The sequence below is a fragment of the Paraburkholderia aromaticivorans genome, assembly GCF_012689525.1.
In the GTDB taxonomy this organism is placed as follows: Bacteria; Pseudomonadota; Gammaproteobacteria; order Burkholderiales; family Burkholderiaceae; genus Paraburkholderia; species Paraburkholderia aromaticivorans_A.
Genome location: NZ_CP051516.1, coordinates 4,372,591 through 4,387,052, shown reverse-complemented (window position 1 = coordinate 4,387,052; position 14,462 = coordinate 4,372,591). Strand labels below are relative to the sequence as shown.

16 protein-coding genes are annotated in these 14,462 nt (G+C 64.9%); 11 read left to right on the top strand and 5 right to left on the bottom strand.

Annotated features, from left to right (window positions below):
- Positions 1–252: 252 nt before the first annotated feature.
- Genes flhF through HF916_RS48150 form a run of 3 tightly spaced genes read left to right on the top strand, consistent with a single transcriptional unit; the run spans position 253 to position 3,830 of the window.
- Positions 253–2,205 (top strand): flagellar biosynthesis protein FlhF, encoded by a 1,953-nt coding sequence (gene flhF / locus HF916_RS48160; RefSeq protein WP_168795544.1) that lies wholly within the window; start codon positions 253–255, stop codon positions 2,203–2,205.
- On the top strand, positions 2,198–3,067 hold the full coding sequence (locus HF916_RS48155; RefSeq protein ID WP_168795543.1) for an AAA family ATPase: 870 nt from the start codon (positions 2,198–2,200) through the stop codon (positions 3,065–3,067). The genes flhF and HF916_RS48155 overlap by 8 nt, the downstream gene beginning before the upstream one ends.
- A 28-nt stretch (positions 3,068–3,095) precedes the next feature.
- A complete protein-coding gene (locus tag HF916_RS48150) occupies positions 3,096–3,830 on the top strand; it encodes an RNA polymerase sigma factor FliA (protein WP_012434714.1) in 735 nt (244 codons plus the stop codon).
- A 59-nt stretch (positions 3,831–3,889) separates the two neighbouring features.
- Here the strand turns inward: HF916_RS48150 and HF916_RS48145 are convergent, their stop codons facing one another.
- The 5 genes from HF916_RS48145 to flgA all read right to left on the bottom strand — a co-directional run bounded on the left by HF916_RS48145 (position 3,890) and on the right by flgA (position 7,407).
- Positions 3,890–4,300 (bottom strand): type II toxin-antitoxin system HicB family antitoxin, encoded by a 411-nt coding sequence (locus HF916_RS48145; RefSeq protein ID WP_168795542.1) that lies wholly within the window; start codon positions 4,298–4,300, stop codon positions 3,890–3,892.
- The gene (locus HF916_RS48140; RefSeq protein ID WP_168795541.1) at positions 4,297–4,479 is read right to left on the bottom strand and encodes a type II toxin-antitoxin system HicA family toxin; all 183 of its coding nucleotides are present in this window, start codon (positions 4,477–4,479) and stop codon (positions 4,297–4,299) included. Before HF916_RS48140 ends, HF916_RS48145 begins: the two co-directional genes overlap by 4 nt.
- Positions 4,480–4,790: 311 nt before the next feature.
- Positions 4,791–5,237 carry a flagella synthesis protein FlgN gene (locus HF916_RS48135; RefSeq protein ID WP_168795540.1) on the bottom strand — a complete coding sequence of 149 codons (447 nt, stop codon included), beginning with the start codon at positions 5,235–5,237 and terminating at the stop codon, positions 4,791–4,793.
- Between the two features lie 94 nt (positions 5,238–5,331).
- On the bottom strand, positions 5,332–5,685 hold the full coding sequence (flgM, locus tag HF916_RS48130; protein WP_168795539.1) for a flagellar biosynthesis anti-sigma factor FlgM: 354 nt from the start codon (positions 5,683–5,685) through the stop codon (positions 5,332–5,334).
- Between the two features lie 201 nt (positions 5,686–5,886).
- Positions 5,887–7,407, bottom strand: coding sequence for a flagellar basal body P-ring formation chaperone FlgA (gene flgA, locus HF916_RS48125; protein WP_168795538.1), 1,521 nt, complete (start codon positions 7,405–7,407; stop codon positions 5,887–5,889).
- Between the two features lie 217 nt (positions 7,408–7,624).
- Here flgA and flgB point away from each other — a divergent pair, with 217 nt between their 5' ends.
- The 8 genes from flgB to HF916_RS48085 all read left to right on the top strand — a co-directional run bounded on the left by flgB (position 7,625) and on the right by HF916_RS48085 (position 14,460).
- Complete coding sequence (gene flgB, locus HF916_RS48120; protein WP_168795537.1) at positions 7,625–8,119, top strand: flagellar basal body rod protein FlgB; 495 nt, start codon at positions 7,625–7,627, stop codon at positions 8,117–8,119.
- 94 nt (positions 8,120–8,213) lie between these two features.
- The gene (gene flgC, locus HF916_RS48115) at positions 8,214–8,639 is read left to right on the top strand and encodes a flagellar basal body rod protein FlgC (RefSeq protein ID WP_012434707.1); all 426 of its coding nucleotides are present in this window, start codon (positions 8,214–8,216) and stop codon (positions 8,637–8,639) included.
- 10 nt (positions 8,640–8,649) lie between these two features.
- The gene (gene flgD, locus HF916_RS48110) at positions 8,650–9,372 is read left to right on the top strand and encodes a flagellar hook assembly protein FlgD (protein WP_168795536.1); all 723 of its coding nucleotides are present in this window, start codon (positions 8,650–8,652) and stop codon (positions 9,370–9,372) included.
- Positions 9,373–9,415: 43 nt separating this feature from the next.
- Complete coding sequence (locus HF916_RS48105; RefSeq protein ID WP_168795535.1) at positions 9,416–10,927, top strand: flagellar hook protein FlgE; 1,512 nt, start codon at positions 9,416–9,418, stop codon at positions 10,925–10,927.
- A gap of 19 nt (positions 10,928–10,946) precedes the next feature.
- Positions 10,947–11,705, top strand: coding sequence for a flagellar basal-body rod protein FlgF (gene flgF / locus HF916_RS48100; RefSeq protein ID WP_168795534.1), 759 nt, complete (start codon positions 10,947–10,949; stop codon positions 11,703–11,705).
- A gap of 30 nt (positions 11,706–11,735) precedes the next feature.
- On the top strand, positions 11,736–12,524 hold the full coding sequence (flgG, locus tag HF916_RS48095) for a flagellar basal-body rod protein FlgG (RefSeq protein ID WP_168795533.1): 789 nt from the start codon (positions 11,736–11,738) through the stop codon (positions 12,522–12,524).
- Positions 12,525–12,562: 38 nt separating this feature from the next.
- Positions 12,563–13,261, top strand: coding sequence for a flagellar basal body L-ring protein FlgH (gene flgH / locus HF916_RS48090; RefSeq protein ID WP_168795532.1), 699 nt, complete (start codon positions 12,563–12,565; stop codon positions 13,259–13,261).
- Positions 13,262–13,263: 2 nt separating this feature from the next.
- On the top strand, positions 13,264–14,460 hold the full coding sequence (locus HF916_RS48085; RefSeq protein ID WP_168795531.1) for a flagellar basal body P-ring protein FlgI: 1,197 nt from the start codon (positions 13,264–13,266) through the stop codon (positions 14,458–14,460).
- Positions 14,461–14,462 lie beyond the last annotated feature (2 nt).

Sequence of the window (14,462 nt, the reverse complement as noted above, 5' to 3'; positions counted from 1 at the left end):
CGCCTAACTCTTGATACCGCAAGCGGACGGCGGAGTACATGCTGCGTCCGCGAAAGCGCCGTCGGACGCCGCCGCAGAGCGTGTTTCAAACCGGCGTGCGGGTGAATCGAAGCACGTTTCCATCGGCCGAATTGCCTACGTTTAACGGTCTTTATCCATCGATCGTGACTCGACGGGTTTCGCAATAATGATCTCAATGGGAAGCGGTATGTTGCCGGTCCGTTAGTCCGTTTACCTCATCGGGGGTCCAGCTTGAACATTCGTAAATTTGTCGGTGCTACCAGTCGTGATGCGCTGCGTCTCGTGCGCGAAGCGCTGGGCTCGGATGCCGTCGTACTGTCCAATCGCACGATGGACGACGGCAGCGTCGAGATCGTCGCGCTGGCCGACAGCGACCTCGCCGCCATCTCGCCGAAAGTCCCGCGCGCACCGCAGGCTGGATCGATGAATGCGATGGCTGGACGGCCCGCGCTGGCCGCACCGCGCGCCATGCCGGCTGCAGCGCCGATGCAGGCGAATCCGTATGCGAGCGGCATGCCCGATGTGTTCTCGTCGGTGTTCGGCGCAAGCCCGGAAGCCGGCGCGGAGAATCTGGGCAACAACGCTGGCAACCACGCTTCCAACTCCGACCACACCGACCACACCGACGATGACGCGAGCGACGCACCGGCCGCCGCCATGAAGCCGGCCGCGAGCGCGCCCAAAGCGCTGCCCGCCGCGCCGGTCAAGGCAGCGGCACCGATCAAGGCAGCCGCGGCGTCGCCGTCGAAACCGAACAGCCTCGAGCAACCGAGCGCCCGTGCTGCGGCCTCGCGTCTCACCGAAGACATCCGCGCCGATCTGCTGAAAGCGGCCGGCGTGCCGGCTGCGTCCGCCGCGCCGGGCGCCGACGCGCAGACGCCGCGTACGATGGCCGAATCGAATCCCTGGTTGATCGACCACGCTCGCCGCATCGCCGCCGAACAGCAGACGGAAGGCGCATACAGCGCGCGTCCCGCCGCGATGACGCCGGCTGCTGCGATGGCCAAGGGCCTTGGCGCCGCCGTCGAACCGGGCAAGGCCGCCGCGCCGCAAGCCGTCGACACGCCCGACTGGGCCCGCGAAGGCGCGCAAGCCGCCGCACGCCGCGCCGCGCAGAAAAACGCACCGCCGCCGTCGTCGAACGACGACGCCCGCACGCCCGCTTCGGTCGCCGAAGCGATCAAGGCGCGCATGGAGCAGGTCGTCAACGACACCGTGATGAGCGAGCTGTCGTCGATGCGCGGCATGATGGAAGAACACTTCGCCGGTCTGCTGTGGGGCGAGCGCCAGCGTCGCAACCCAGCGCGCGGCGCGCTCACCAAGCATCTGTTCGCCGCTGGTTTCTCCGCGCAGCTCGTGCAGATGATGGTCGACAACCTGCCGGACGACGTCGAGAACACGGAAGGCGGCATGGACTGGGTCCGCTCGGTGCTCGATTCGAACCTGCCGGTGATGGAAGACGAAGACGCGCTGATGGAGCGCGGCGGCGTGTTCGCGCTGATGGGCCCGACGGGCGTCGGCAAGACGACGACCACCGCCAAGCTCGCCGCGCGCTGCGTGATGCGCTTCGGCGCCAGCAAGGTCGCCTTGCTCACCACCGACAGCTACCGGATCGGCGGCCACGAACAACTGCGCATCTTCGGCAAGATTCTCGGCGTATCGGTGCACGCGGTGAAAGACGGCGCCGACCTGCAACTCGCGCTCTCCGAACTGCGCAACAAGCACATCGTGCTGATCGACACGATCGGCATGAGCCAGCGCGACCGCCTCGTCTCCGACCAGATCGCGATGCTGTGCCACGCCGGTCAGCCGGTGCAGCGCCTGTTGCTGCTCAACGCGACCAGCCATGGCGACACGCTCAACGAAGTCGTGCAGGCCTATCAGCGCGCGCCGGATCAACAGCCGCTCGCCGGCTGCATTCTGACCAAGCTCGACGAAGCCACCAATCTGGGCGGCGTGCTCGATACGGTGATCCGCTACAAGCTGCCGGTGCACTACGTGTCGACCGGGCAGAAGGTGCCGGAGAACCTGTACGTCGCGACGAAGAAATTCCTGATCAAGAGCGCCTTCTGCATACCGCGCGACAACTCGCCATTCGTGCCACACGACGACGACATTCCGGCGTTGCTGTCCGCATTGTCCGCACGTTCCACGGCCGAATTGCACGAGGTCCGCTTTGGATAAGCTCATCTCCGATCAGGCAGAAGGACTGCGGCGGATGTTGGCTCGCAGCGGCTCGCGTGTGATTGCGGTGACGAGCGGCTCGGCCGGCGTCGGCTCGACGACGACGGTGGTGAACCTCGCCGCCGCGCTGGCGCAGCAGGGTAAGGACGTGCTGGTGATCGACGAATGCCTCGGCGTGAAGTCGGTGAGCACGATGCTCGGCGGCGTGCGCGGCGCGGGCAATTTCGCCGCCGTGATGCGCGGCGAGATGACGCTCGACGACGCCGCTGCTCGGCACGCGCTCGGCTTCTCGGTGCTGGCTGCCTCGCGTCCGAACCGGGAAGGCCATACGGCCGCGGAGTTCGGCGTGGTGTTGCGCGGTTCCGCCGACGTCGTGCTGATCGACGCGGAACTCGATGCGCAAGGCCATCTCTCGGCGCTCGCCAGGCAGGCGCACGACGTGATGATCGTCACGCGCATGGCCGCGCACGCGATCACCGACGCGTACGCATGCATGAAGCGCCTGCACTACGCGCACGCCATCGCGCAGTTCCGCGTGCTGGTGAATCACGTGCAGAGCGTGAACGACGCGCATACCGCGTTTGCAAACCTGGCCGGCGTGGCCGGGCGCTACCTGACGGTGGCGCTGGAAGACGCCGGTTGTATTGCCGCCGATGCGCGGATGGCGCGAGCCCTGGAGTTGTCGCGTTGTGTCGTCGATGCGTTTCCATCGACACCGGCTGCGCGCGACTTCCGGCATCTCGCCGCCGAATTGCAGTACTGGCCGATGCGGCCAGCGATGTCGTCGCAAACGCCGTGGATGGCGCCTGCGACAGTTACAGCGGCGCAACACGCCGACCAACCGTCTGCGCAGCACGCCTGAGTGGCGGCACAAGGACAAGGGGAGCACGATGTATAACGCTCAGGGAAAGATTTCCCAAGCCGAAGTTTTGACGAAGTACGCACCGCTCGTGCGTCGCCTCGGCTTGCAGCTCGTCGCCAAGATGCCGGCGAGCGTCGATCTCGACGATCTGATCCAGGCCGGCATGATCGGACTGCTGGACGCGGCAGGCCGTTACAAGGAAGACCAGGGCGCGCAGTTCGAGACTTACGCCAGCCAGCGGATTCGCGGTGCGATGCTCGACGAGTTGCGCAGCAACGACTGGTTGCCGCGCAGCTTGCGGCGCACCTCGCGTGAAGTGGAAACGGCGGTGCACAAAGTGGAGCAGAATCTGGGCCGCTCGGCGAGCGAAACGGAGATTGCCGAGCACCTGCAAATGCCGCTCGACGAGTATCAGTCGATGCTGCAGGATCTGCACGGCAGCCAGCTGATCTATTACGAAGACTTCGACCGTTCGGCGGACGACGAGCCGTTCCTCGACCGCTACTGCGTCGATCACTCGGACCCGCTGTCGGCGCTGCTCGACGACAGCCTGCGCTCGGCGCTGGTGGAGGCGATCGACCGCCTGCCGGACCGCGAGAAGCTGCTGATGTCGCTGTACTACGAACGCGGCATGAACCTGCGCGAAATCGGCGCGGTGATGGAAGTCAGCGAATCGCGAGTCTGCCAGTTGCACAGCCAGGCCGTGGCCCGTTTGCGTACGCGCTTGCGCGAGATGGCCTGGGCGAACGCCGAGGCGACCTGAAGTACGAGTATTCGATGGTGTGAATCAGCGGTGAGCGGGGCGTCGCGCATCCGCTTTCCTCATACCTCGGCCATTTCATGTTCCGCGGCGAGCGCCAGAAAGGCCGAGCGCGACATGCCACGCGCCTGGGCGTAAGTGTCGATCTCCTGGACCAGCGCTTCGGGCAGCGAGATATTGATACGTACCGCCTTCTTCAAGGCGGGAATATTCCGGGTGGCGACAAGTCCCCACGTGAAATCCGCATAGTCGGGATTACGCCGGTGCTCTTCCAGCGTGAGTCGCCCGGGGATCGGCAAGCCCTCGTCGAGCAGCACGTCCAGATGCGCCTCGATAGCCTCCTTCGCATTGGCGTAGGCTTCTTCCAGCGTATCGCCCGCGGCATAACAGCCCGGAATGTCGGGCACGATTACGCCGAACGCGTGATCCGCGTCGCCCGGTTCAATGGCGATCGGGAAAGTCAGGTTTTTCATTTCAGGCCCGCCTGTTTCAGGATGCTGTTCAATGTGCCGGGAGGAAGATCTTTCTTCGGATGCGGGATGGTCACGAGACCGGCTCTTGCCGCGTGACGATAGTGATGGTGGCTGCCCGTTATGCGGACCAGCCGCCAACCCGCCGCTTGAATGAGTTTCACGACCTCGACGCTTTTCATGCTGCAGTCCTCGAATCATACACACGATTACACAACCTCGCTATTGGTTAGCACTCCGCTGATGCACGTCCGGATAGCCTTGAAAAAGCTCGGGACGGCGGAGCAACTCAGTAAGGGGGAAACCATGATTTCAACGCGGCTGGCGATTCCGCGCCACCTGGCCGGATGGCTAACGTGTGCGAGAAGGAGTGCGGCGCGCCCGAAACGGGATGCCTGAAAAGCAAAAAGGGCTCGTCAAAAGACGAGCCCTTTTCAATACATCTGTTTCAACCAGACCCGCGCGTCAGGCCATGCGGGTCCAGCGACAAACTTTACACGGCGGGACGCGCCGGAATCCGGCCATCCGGACCATAAAAACCGACCTTCTGGGGCACGGCCACCTGCAGCGCCGTCAGCGCCCGCTGGTTGTAGTCCATCCGCACGCGGATGAGTTCACCGTTGCTGGTATTGCAGCGTCGCGCACGTTCGGCGGCTTTCTGCAGCAGCAACCACTGCTCGGCGACGCGCGCGTCGGTGCTGGCCGCGAGCTCCATGCCGGGCCAGCCGGCCGGAAAGCCCATTTCGGCGAGCAGCCCGTCACGCGTGGCTTCGAGCTTGGCGAGCGCGCCGATCAGTTCGGTTTTCTTCTCGACGATCGGCGGCAGCAATTCCAGCGGCGACAAGGCAGTCAGCGCCTTGGTCTCGAGCGTCAGAATCGAGGCAAATGCCTCGACGGCCGAATATTCTTCGATGAGGGTGGCAAGCAGGGCGTCTTTCATCTCAACAACTCGCTGAACACGACGGCTCGCGCATGATCCGCGAGCCGGGTTTGTCGAACGCCGCCCGGCACTTCACCGTACTTCGATGCGTCGATTAGTTGCCGGTCGACGAGGTTTTGCTTTGCAACAGTTCGCGTGCGGTGTTCAGCACGCCGTCGGCGATCTTGCCGGAATCGATCTTCAGCGAGCCGTCCTTGATGGCCTGCTTGATCGACTCGACGTGCGCCGTGTCGATGTCGGCCGAGCCCGACGCCGCGAGGCTGCGCAGATGCTGCGACAGACCCGACAGGCTGACGCTGGCGTCGCCCGAACCGCTGGTGGTGGTCTGCGAGGCCGTGCCCGCACTCTGCGCGTTGCTGTTCGCGGTCGTCGCGTCGCTTTGTTGCGAACGGGACAGGGCGTCTTTCAACGTCGGCAGATTCGAATTGGTTGTGGAATCGACTTTCACGATTGGCTTCCTGAACGATTTGATCCTTATAACGGCTACCACTGATCAAAACTTTAGCGCAATCGATCAAGGCGTTACCTTTCCTTACATGTCTACCCGGCCCGTTGGCTGGCCTGATTTTGGTGCTGCCCGTCGCGCCGCTCGCGGCCGCCAGAACGGGCGTAGCGCAGGAATCCGTCATGGCGTGCGCGCCGTAGCGGTTCACAGCTGAATCTCCACGGTCGAGCCATCTTTCACGATGCCGGAAATGATCTGGCCGTTGGCCGTCTTGACCCGCACCTGCTGGCCCGGTGACGCGTTGTTCATCGCGCTGCCTTCCGCCGAAATCGCGAAACCGTCGCCGGCCGCCACGACCCGCACCGTCTGTCCGATCGATACCGCCGACGCGCTTTTCAGCATGTCGCGGCGCAGCGGCATGCCGCCGGCGACCCGCGTAAGCGTGACCGAGCCGACCGCCTGCGACGGGTCCGTGACGATGGCTTGCGGCAAGCCGGTCAGGTCGCCGTCACGCGCGACGAGGTCGGCGGCGGTGAGCACTTCGCCCGGCGCCATCGCACGGGCGGCCAGATAGTAGGTGGCATGCAGCGAGATGCGCGCCTGCAGATAAATGGTCCACGGACGCTCGCCCGCGCAGCGCACGCCGACGGTCATGCGGCCCCACAGGCGCGCGCCGCTCGGCATGAACGGTTCGAGCATCGTGCAGTCTGCGAGACCGCGCGGAAACGCCGGCGCCACGGTGATATCGACCTTGCCGGGCAAGCCGGCGGACTGCTGCTGCAGGAACGCAAGCGCGGCGCTGCGGATCGCTTCCGAATCCTGCTGGCCGGGTAGCGGTGCGGCTGGCGCGAGTGTCGCGGGGCGCAGATTCTGTTGCGCGACGGCCGGGGCGACTTGCCGCATGGTCGGCGTGCGGGCGATGGTGGCCGGCGCGGGCGTAGGCGCAGCCGTTGCAACTGGTGCGACAGCGGCACGGGTCACGACCGGCTTGCCGCTCGCGCCCAACTGCGGCGGCTCACCGCGCGACGCCAAACTGTCGAAACCTGCCACCGTGGATGCCCCAGCGGCTGCGTTGAGCGGCACATTGGCGGCCACCGGCTGAGCGCCTGCGGCTTGCCGAGCGCCATTGACCTGCGGCGCGGGCGTCACCACGACCGGAACCACCTGACGCGAACCCGGCACGACATTGGCCCGTACGACGCCGTCCATGGCGTTGGCATTGGCGCTGCCCGGCGCGGGAATCGTCACGACGCCGTTGGCGTCGGGCCTGAAATTGGTGCGGATCATTTGCGGCGCGGTCGGCGGTTCGCTCGCGCCCGGAATGACGATCGAGCCGCTTGCATTGGCGGCGCGCGTGAATGAATCGGCGTCGCGAGCCGTGGGATTCGGCGTGAGCGATTGCGCGGTGGCCGCGGCCAGCGTGGCGGCGGAGCCGGCGCGTTTCGCAGGCGCGGCTTGCATATGCTCGGCCAGATCGGCGAGCGCGGCCGGATTCTTTTCTCCCGGACCGGGAATCACGATCGGGCCGCCGGCTTCCTGGGCCTGCGTGCTGGCCGGCAGCAGCACGATACCGCCGGCAACCCACACCGCCAGGCTCACGACGAGGCGAGTCAGTAGACGTGAGGCCGCGCGCGCAACACGCCGTGCGACGCCAGCGCCCGCACCCACGCGATGCGCCGCCGCGCAATTCGCGCGGTGCGTCGGATCGAAAGTGGGCTGGTCCATCGTGTTTCTCCATCGAATGCATCGGTACGCCTTGCATTCTAGTGAGCGCCCCCTTTGCGCAAACGTTGAATAGAAGCCCCCTTTCCCGGTTATTCGTCCGATTGCCGCTTGCGTTCGGCCCATAAGATGCACCTCATGCAAAAAGGTCTTCCCGCCTGGTGCAGTCCTCACGCGAGGCATGCATGGGAAGCCTCGGGAACGTTCTCCGGAGATTCTTATGCTGGACAAACTCGATGCCGAATTCGCCTTTGGCCGTCAAGCGCTCGATGTGCGCGCCTACCGGCAGGAGCTGTTGTCGTCGAATATCGCCAACGCCGATACCCCTGGGTATAAGGCGCGCGACGTCGACTTCGCCTCGTCGCTCGCCGGCGCGCTGAAGAAGAGCGGCGGTGCCACCGGCACTGCGGCGTCGAACAACGCGACGCTGGCGATGACGCGGCCCGCGGGGGTGACGAGCGGCATGTCGATGGTGTCGACCGCGCCGGGCCACATGGCCGGCAAATCGACGCTGACGCCGACCGGCGGCCCGTCCGATGACTACGGCAATCTGCAATATCGCGTGCCGACGCAACCCGCGCTCGACGGCAATACGGTTGACATCGATACCGAGCGGGTGCAGTTCGCGGACAACACGCTGCATTTCGAATCGGGCATGACGGTGCTGTCCGGCCAGATCAAAACGATGATGTCGGCGATCCAGTCGGGCTCGTAAGAAGCCACGCCGACAGACTCAGCAGTACGCAAGAACAATCGCTACGGGATTAACACTTGAGCCGGATCAAACCGGTTAGGAGAGGTCAGGAAACATGCCATCCCTGATGAACATTTTTGGTGTTGCAGGCTCCGCGATGTCGGCGCAGTCGCAGCGGCTCAACGTGACGGCGTCGAATCTCGCCAACGCGGACAGCACGACCGGCCCGGACGGCCAGCCGTACAAGGCCAAGCAGGTCGTGTTCGCGGTCAGCCCGCTCGGCGGCGCGCGCACGGCTTCGGGCCAGCAGGTCGGCGGCGTGCAGGTCACCGGCGTGGTCGACGACCCGACCCCGATGAAGACCGCCTACGACCCCGGCAATCCGGCGGCGAATTCGGACGGCTACGTCACGTTGCCGAACGTCGATCCGGTGCAGGAGATGGTCAACATGATCTCGGCCTCGCGCTCGTACCAGGCCAACGTCGAGACCCTGAACACCGCCAAGACACTGATGCTGAAAACGCTCACGATCGGAACCTGAGGAGAGCTCCTTGACCACCAACACCACCATCGGCGGCAGCGGCACGAATGTGTCGCAAACGCTGCTCGATACGATGAACGGCACGAACAGTGCCTCGAGTTCCACGAGTTCGACAGGCAGCACGTCCGGCACCTCGGCAACCGATCTGCAGAACACCTTCCTGCAACTGCTCGTCGCGCAGTTGAAGAACCAGGACCCGACCAATCCGATGGACAGCTCGCAGATGACCTCGCAGCTGGCGCAGATCAACACGGTCTCGGGCATCAGCCAGTTGAACACGACGCTCAGCTCGCTCGCCACGCAGATGTCGGCGGGCCAGCAGTCGCAAGCCGCGCTGCTGATCGGCTCGACCGTGCTCGCCCCGGGCAGCTCGGTGGCGGTCGCGAGCGGCAAGGCCGGCGCGTTCGGCGTGCAGCTCGCCAACTCGGTGGGCGATCTGCAGGTGGTCGTGAAGAACTCGGCAGGTCAGATCGTCAACACGATCGACCTCGGCAAGCAGTCGGCCGGCACGATTCCGGTGGGCTGGACGCCGACCGACACGGCCGGCAATGCGCTGCCGGATGGCAACTACACGATCAGCGCGGTCGGCTCGATCAACGGTCAACAGGCCACGGCCACCACGCTCACGGGCGCCACGGTGCAAAGCGTCGTCATGCAGACCAACGGTACGCCGGGCCTCGTGCTCTCGAACGGCTCGACGGTCGGTTTGACCAGCGTCGCCGCGATCCTCTGATTCAGATTCTGTCAGTTACGACTTTCCAGATACGGAGACCGTCATGGGTTACCAACAAGGTTTGAGCGGTTTGTCAGCATCGTCGAGCGACCTCGACGTGATCGGCAACAACATTGCCAACGCGAATACGGTTGGCTTCAAGAGCGGCGCCGCGCAGTTCGCCGACATGTACGCCAATTCCGTGGCGACCGCGGTGGGCAACCAGATCGGCATCGGCACCAAGCTCGCCGACGTGCAGCAGCAGTTCTCGCAAGGCACGATCACCAGCACCAACCAGGCGCTCGACGTCGCGATCAACGGCAACGGCTTCTTCCAGCTGTCGAACAACGGCTCGCTGGTGTACTCGCGCAACGGCGTGTTCCAGCTCGACAAGAACGGCAACATCACCAATGCGCAAGGCCTGCAACTGATGGGCTACGCCGCCAACAGCTCGGGCATCATCAACACCGCGCAGACCGTGCCGCTCTCGGTGCCGACCGCGAACATCGCGCCGCAAGCGACCACCAAGATCACCGCCGGCCTGAACCTGAACGCGCAGGATCCGCTGATGCTCGGCACGCCGGCCGTGACGCCGACGCTCGTCGCCGGCAGCACGCTGACGACGCCCGGCGCGACCATCACGAACACCGCTTCGGGCACGAACAACGACAGCTATACCGTCAACTTCACGAGCCCCACGACCTACACCGTTACCGACACCACGCTCGGCACGACGACTGCCGCCGCGACGTACACGGCCGGCACGGCGGTCTCGCTCGGCAACGGCCAGACCATCACGCTCAATGGCGTGCCGGCGACCGGCGACAAGGTCGCGATCGCGCCGACGCCGGTGGCGTTCAACCAGAACAGCTCGACGACGTACAACTACTCGACCAGCACGACGGTCTATGACTCGCTAGGCGGCTCGCAGACGGTCAACATGTACTTCGCCAAGACCTCGGCCGGTACGTGGAACGTGTACGCCGGCACGTCGACGGGCACGGCGCAACTGGTCGGCCACGCGAACTTCAACTCGTCGGGCACGTTGCTCGGCACGACGGACGCAGCCGGTGTCGCCACCGCCACGCCGTTCGCCTACAACTTCTCGATCCCGACCACCGACGGTTCGTCGACACCGCAGAATCTGACGCTGAACATTGCCGGCACGACGCAATACGGTGGCAAGGACGGTGTGAACTCGCTGCAACCCGACGGCTACGCAGCCGGCACGCTGACGAGCTTCACGATCGGCGCCGACGGCACGCTGACCGGTAACTATTCGAACCAGCAAACCGCGGCCCTCGGCCAGATCGTGCTGGCGAACTTCTCGAACCAGAACGGTCTGGTGAACCTCGGCAACAACGAGTTCCAGCAGACCTCGCAATCGGGCGTCGCGCAGATTTCAGCGCCGGGCTCGACCAACCACGGCGTGCTGCAAGGCGGCGCGGTGGAAAACTCGAACGTCGATCTGACGAGCGAACTGGTGAACCTGATCACCGCGCAACGCAACTATCAAGCGAACGCGCAGACGATCAAGACGCAGCAGACCGTCGACCAGACGCTGATCAACCTGTAAGCGACCGGGACCACCCATCATGGATCGGCTGATCTACACCGCGATGTCGGGCAGTACGCAGGCGCTCGAACAGCAGGCAATCGTCGCGAATAACCTGGCCAACGCATCGACCACCGGTTTTCGCGCGCAACTGGCGACTTTTCGCGCCGTGCCGATGTCGTTCGGCGACGGCAGTTCGATCAACGACAACACCACGCGCACCTTCGTGCTGTCGTCGACGCCGGGCGCGGACTATACGCCCGGGCCGATCCAGCAGACGGGCAACCCGCTCGACGTGGCGATTCAGGGGCCGGGCTGGCTGGCGGTGCAAACCGCCGACGGCGGCGAAGCCTACACGCGCGCCGGCAATCTGCATGTCGATGAAAACGGCCAACTGGTGAACGCCACCAATCAGGTGGTGCTCGGCAACGGCGGCCCGGTGTCGGTGCCGCCGGGCGCGGAAATCACCATCGGCAAGGACGGCACGGTGTCCGCGCTGACGCCGGGCGATCCGCCGACGGCCGTGGTGACGGTCGATCAGCTGAAGCTGGTGAATCCGGATCCGCAAACCATGACGCGCGGCGATGACGGTCTCTTTCGCACCGCCGACGGCAATGCCGCCGACGCCGATCCGGCCGTCACGATCGCGCCGGCCTCGCTCGAAGGCAGCAACGTGAATCCGGTCAGCGCGATGGTCTCGATGATCACCAACGCGCGCCAGTTCCAGATGCAGACGAAGCTGCTGGAAAGCGCCGACAAGAACGACCAGTCGGCCAACCAGCTGCTGAGCTTTAGCTAACGGGTCGCTCGCGCGCCCAAAGGAAGAAACATGAATCGCTCACTCTACATCGCCGCGACCGGCATGAATGCGCAGCAGGCGCAGATGGACGTGATCTCGAACAACCTCGCGAACGTCAGCACCAACGGCTTCAAGGGCTCGCGCGCGGTGTTCGAGGATCTGCTGTATCAGACCGTCCGCCAGCCGGGCGCGAACTCGACGCAGAACACCGAACTGCCGTCCGGCATCCAGCTCGGCACGGGCGTGCAGCAGGTCGCCACCGAGCGTCTGTACACGCAGGGCAACCTGCAGCAGACCGGCAATTCGAAAGACGTCGCCATCAACGGCCAGGGCTTTTTCCAGGTGCAGATGCCCGACGGCACGACCGCCTATACCCGTGACGGTTCGTTCCAGACCAACGCGCAAGGCCAGCTCGTGACGTCGAGCGGCTACCAGGTGATCCCGGCGATCACGATCCCGAACAACGCGACCTCGCTCACCATCGGCAGCGATGGCGTGGTGTCGATCACGGTGGCGGGCTCGACCAACAGCCAGCAGCTCGGCTCGATGCAGATCGCGACTTTCATCAACCCGGCCGGTCTGGATGCGAAAGGTGAAAACCTGTTCTCGGAAACCGCTTCGTCGGGCGCGCCGAACGTCGCGCAGCCGGGCCTGAACGGCGCGGGCACGCTGAATCAGGGCTACGTGGAAGCATCGAACGTGAACGTGGTGCAGGAACTGGTGAACATGATCCAGACGCAACGCGCTTACGAAATCAACAGCAAGGCCGTGACGACCTCCGACCAGATGCTGCAGACCCTGAGCCAGATGCAGGTTTAAGGCGTAAGGGACTGGCAACAAACAGGTGGTCAATCAAGATGTCGCACTTCACTCGTAATCCGGTTCATTCGCGCACCGCTCAGGCGCTCGTGCAGCTCACGCTGCTCGCGGCCCTGGGTGGCTGCGGCCTCGTGCCGAAGCAGCCGATCACGCAGCAACCGATGACGGCGCTGCCGCCGATGCCGCCGTCGGTGCAGTCGCCGGGCTCGATCTTCAATCCTGGTTACGCGGGCCGTCCGCTGTTCGAAGACCAGCGGCCGCGCAATGTCGGCGACATCCTGACGATCGTGATCCAGGAAAACGTCAATGCGACCAAGTCTTCGGGAGCGGGCGTCAATCGCAGCGGCAACACGAACTTCGACGTGCCGACCGCAGGCTTTTTCCCCGGCCTGTTCGGCAAGATCAACCTGAGTGCGAACGGCGCCAACAAGTTCGCCGCGACGGGTGGCGCGAATGCGTCGAACACGTTCAGCGGCGTGATCACCGTGACGGTGACGGGCGTGCTGCCGAACGGCAACCTGATGGTCAGCGGCGAGAAGCAGATGCTGATCAACCAGGGCAATGAATTCGTGCGCTTTTCCGGTGTGGTGAATCCCAACACGATCTCCAACCTGAACGCCGTGTACTCGACCCAGGTGGCCGACGCGAAGATCGAATATTCCGCGAAGGGCTACATCGACGAATCCGAGAACATGGGCTTCCTGCAGCGCTTCTTCCTCAACGTGTCGCCGTGGTGATCATGCGTACCGTCCCCTTCCGTACACGCATCCGCACCCGCCTCGCGCGATTCGCCGCTTTCGGCCGTGTGCTGGCCTTCGTCGCGCTCGCCTGCGCGGCGCTGCCGGCGGCCACGCCTGCCCATGCCGAACGTCTGAAGGACCTCGTGCAGATCCAGGGCGTGCGCGACAATCCGCTGATCGGCTACGGCCTCGTCGTCGGCCTCGACGGGACGGGCGACCAGACCACGCAAACGCCGTTCACCACGCAGACGCTCGCCAACATGCTGGCGAACCTCGGCATCTCGATCAACAACCAGGCGGCGGGTTCGAGCAATTCGCAGTCGTCGCTGTCGAACATCCAGCTGAAGAACGTCGCCGCGGTGATGGTGACGGCGGTGCTGCCGCCGTTCGCGCGTCCGGGCGAAGCGATCGACGTGACCGTGTCGTCGCTCGGCAATGCCAAGAGCCTGCGCGGCGGCACGCTGCTGCTCACGCCGCTGAAGGGCGCCGACGGCCAGGTGTATGCGCTCGGCCAGGGCAATCTCGCGGTCGGCGGCGCCGGCGCGAGCGCCAACGGCAGCAAGGTGCAGGTGAACACGCTGGCCGCGGGCCGCATTTCCGGCGGCGCGATCGTCGAACGTGCGGTGCCGACCTCGGTGTCGCAAGCGGGCACGATGCAGATCGACCTCAACGAAATGGACTACGACACCACGCAGCGCGTGGTGGCCGCGGTGAACAACGCATTCGGCGGCGGTACGGCCACCGCGCTCGACGGCCGCACGATTCAACTGCGCGCACCGAGCGATCCGGAGCAGCAGGTCGCGTTCATGGCGCAATTGCAGAACCTCGACGTCAAGCCGGCCCAAGCCGCCGCGAAGGTGATCCTGAACGCGCGCACCGGCTCGATCGTGATGAATCAGATGGTCACGCTGCAGAACTGCGCGGTGGCGCACGGCAACCTCTCGGTCGTGATCAATACGCAGCCGGTGGTGAGCCAGCCGGGCGCGTTCTCGAACGGCCAGACCGTGGTGGCCAAGCAGTCGCAGATTCAGATGAAGCAGGACAACGGTGCACTGAAGCTGGTGACCGCCGGCGCCAATCTCGCCGACGTGGTGAAGGCGCTCAACGCATTGGGTGCGACGCCCGCGGATCTGATGTCGATCCTGCAGGCGATGAAAGCGGCGGGCGCTTTGCGCGCCGACCTGGAAATCATCTAAGG

Bases quoted from the DNA above. Each gene is read 5' to 3' on its own strand.
- HF916_RS48150 (WP_012434714.1), top strand. From the start codon at position 3,096: ATGTATAACGCTCAGGGAAAGATTTCCCAAGCCGAAGTTTTGACGAAG.
- HF916_RS48145 (WP_168795542.1), bottom strand. From the start codon at position 4,300: ATGAAAAACCTGACTTTCCCGATCGCCATTGAACCGGGCGACGCGGAT.
- HF916_RS48140 (WP_168795541.1), bottom strand. From the start codon at position 4,479: ATGAAAAGCGTCGAGGTCGTGAAACTCATTCAAGCGGCGGGTTGGCGG.
- HF916_RS48135 (WP_168795540.1), bottom strand. From the start codon at position 5,237: ATGAAAGACGCCCTGCTTGCCACCCTCATCGAAGAATATTCGGCCGTC.
- flgA (WP_168795538.1), bottom strand. From the start codon at position 7,407: ATGGACCAGCCCACTTTCGATCCGACGCACCGCGCGAATTGCGCGGCG.
- flgB (WP_168795537.1), top strand. From the start codon at position 7,625: ATGCTGGACAAACTCGATGCCGAATTCGCCTTTGGCCGTCAAGCGCTC.
- flgC (WP_012434707.1), top strand. From the start codon at position 8,214: ATGCCATCCCTGATGAACATTTTTGGTGTTGCAGGCTCCGCGATGTCG.
- HF916_RS48105 (WP_168795535.1), top strand. From the start codon at position 9,416: ATGGGTTACCAACAAGGTTTGAGCGGTTTGTCAGCATCGTCGAGCGAC.
- flgF (WP_168795534.1), top strand. From the start codon at position 10,947: ATGGATCGGCTGATCTACACCGCGATGTCGGGCAGTACGCAGGCGCTC.
- flgG (WP_168795533.1), top strand. From the start codon at position 11,736: ATGAATCGCTCACTCTACATCGCCGCGACCGGCATGAATGCGCAGCAG.
- flgH (WP_168795532.1), top strand. From the start codon at position 12,563: ATGTCGCACTTCACTCGTAATCCGGTTCATTCGCGCACCGCTCAGGCG.
- HF916_RS48085 (WP_168795531.1), top strand. From the start codon at position 13,264: ATGCGTACCGTCCCCTTCCGTACACGCATCCGCACCCGCCTCGCGCGA.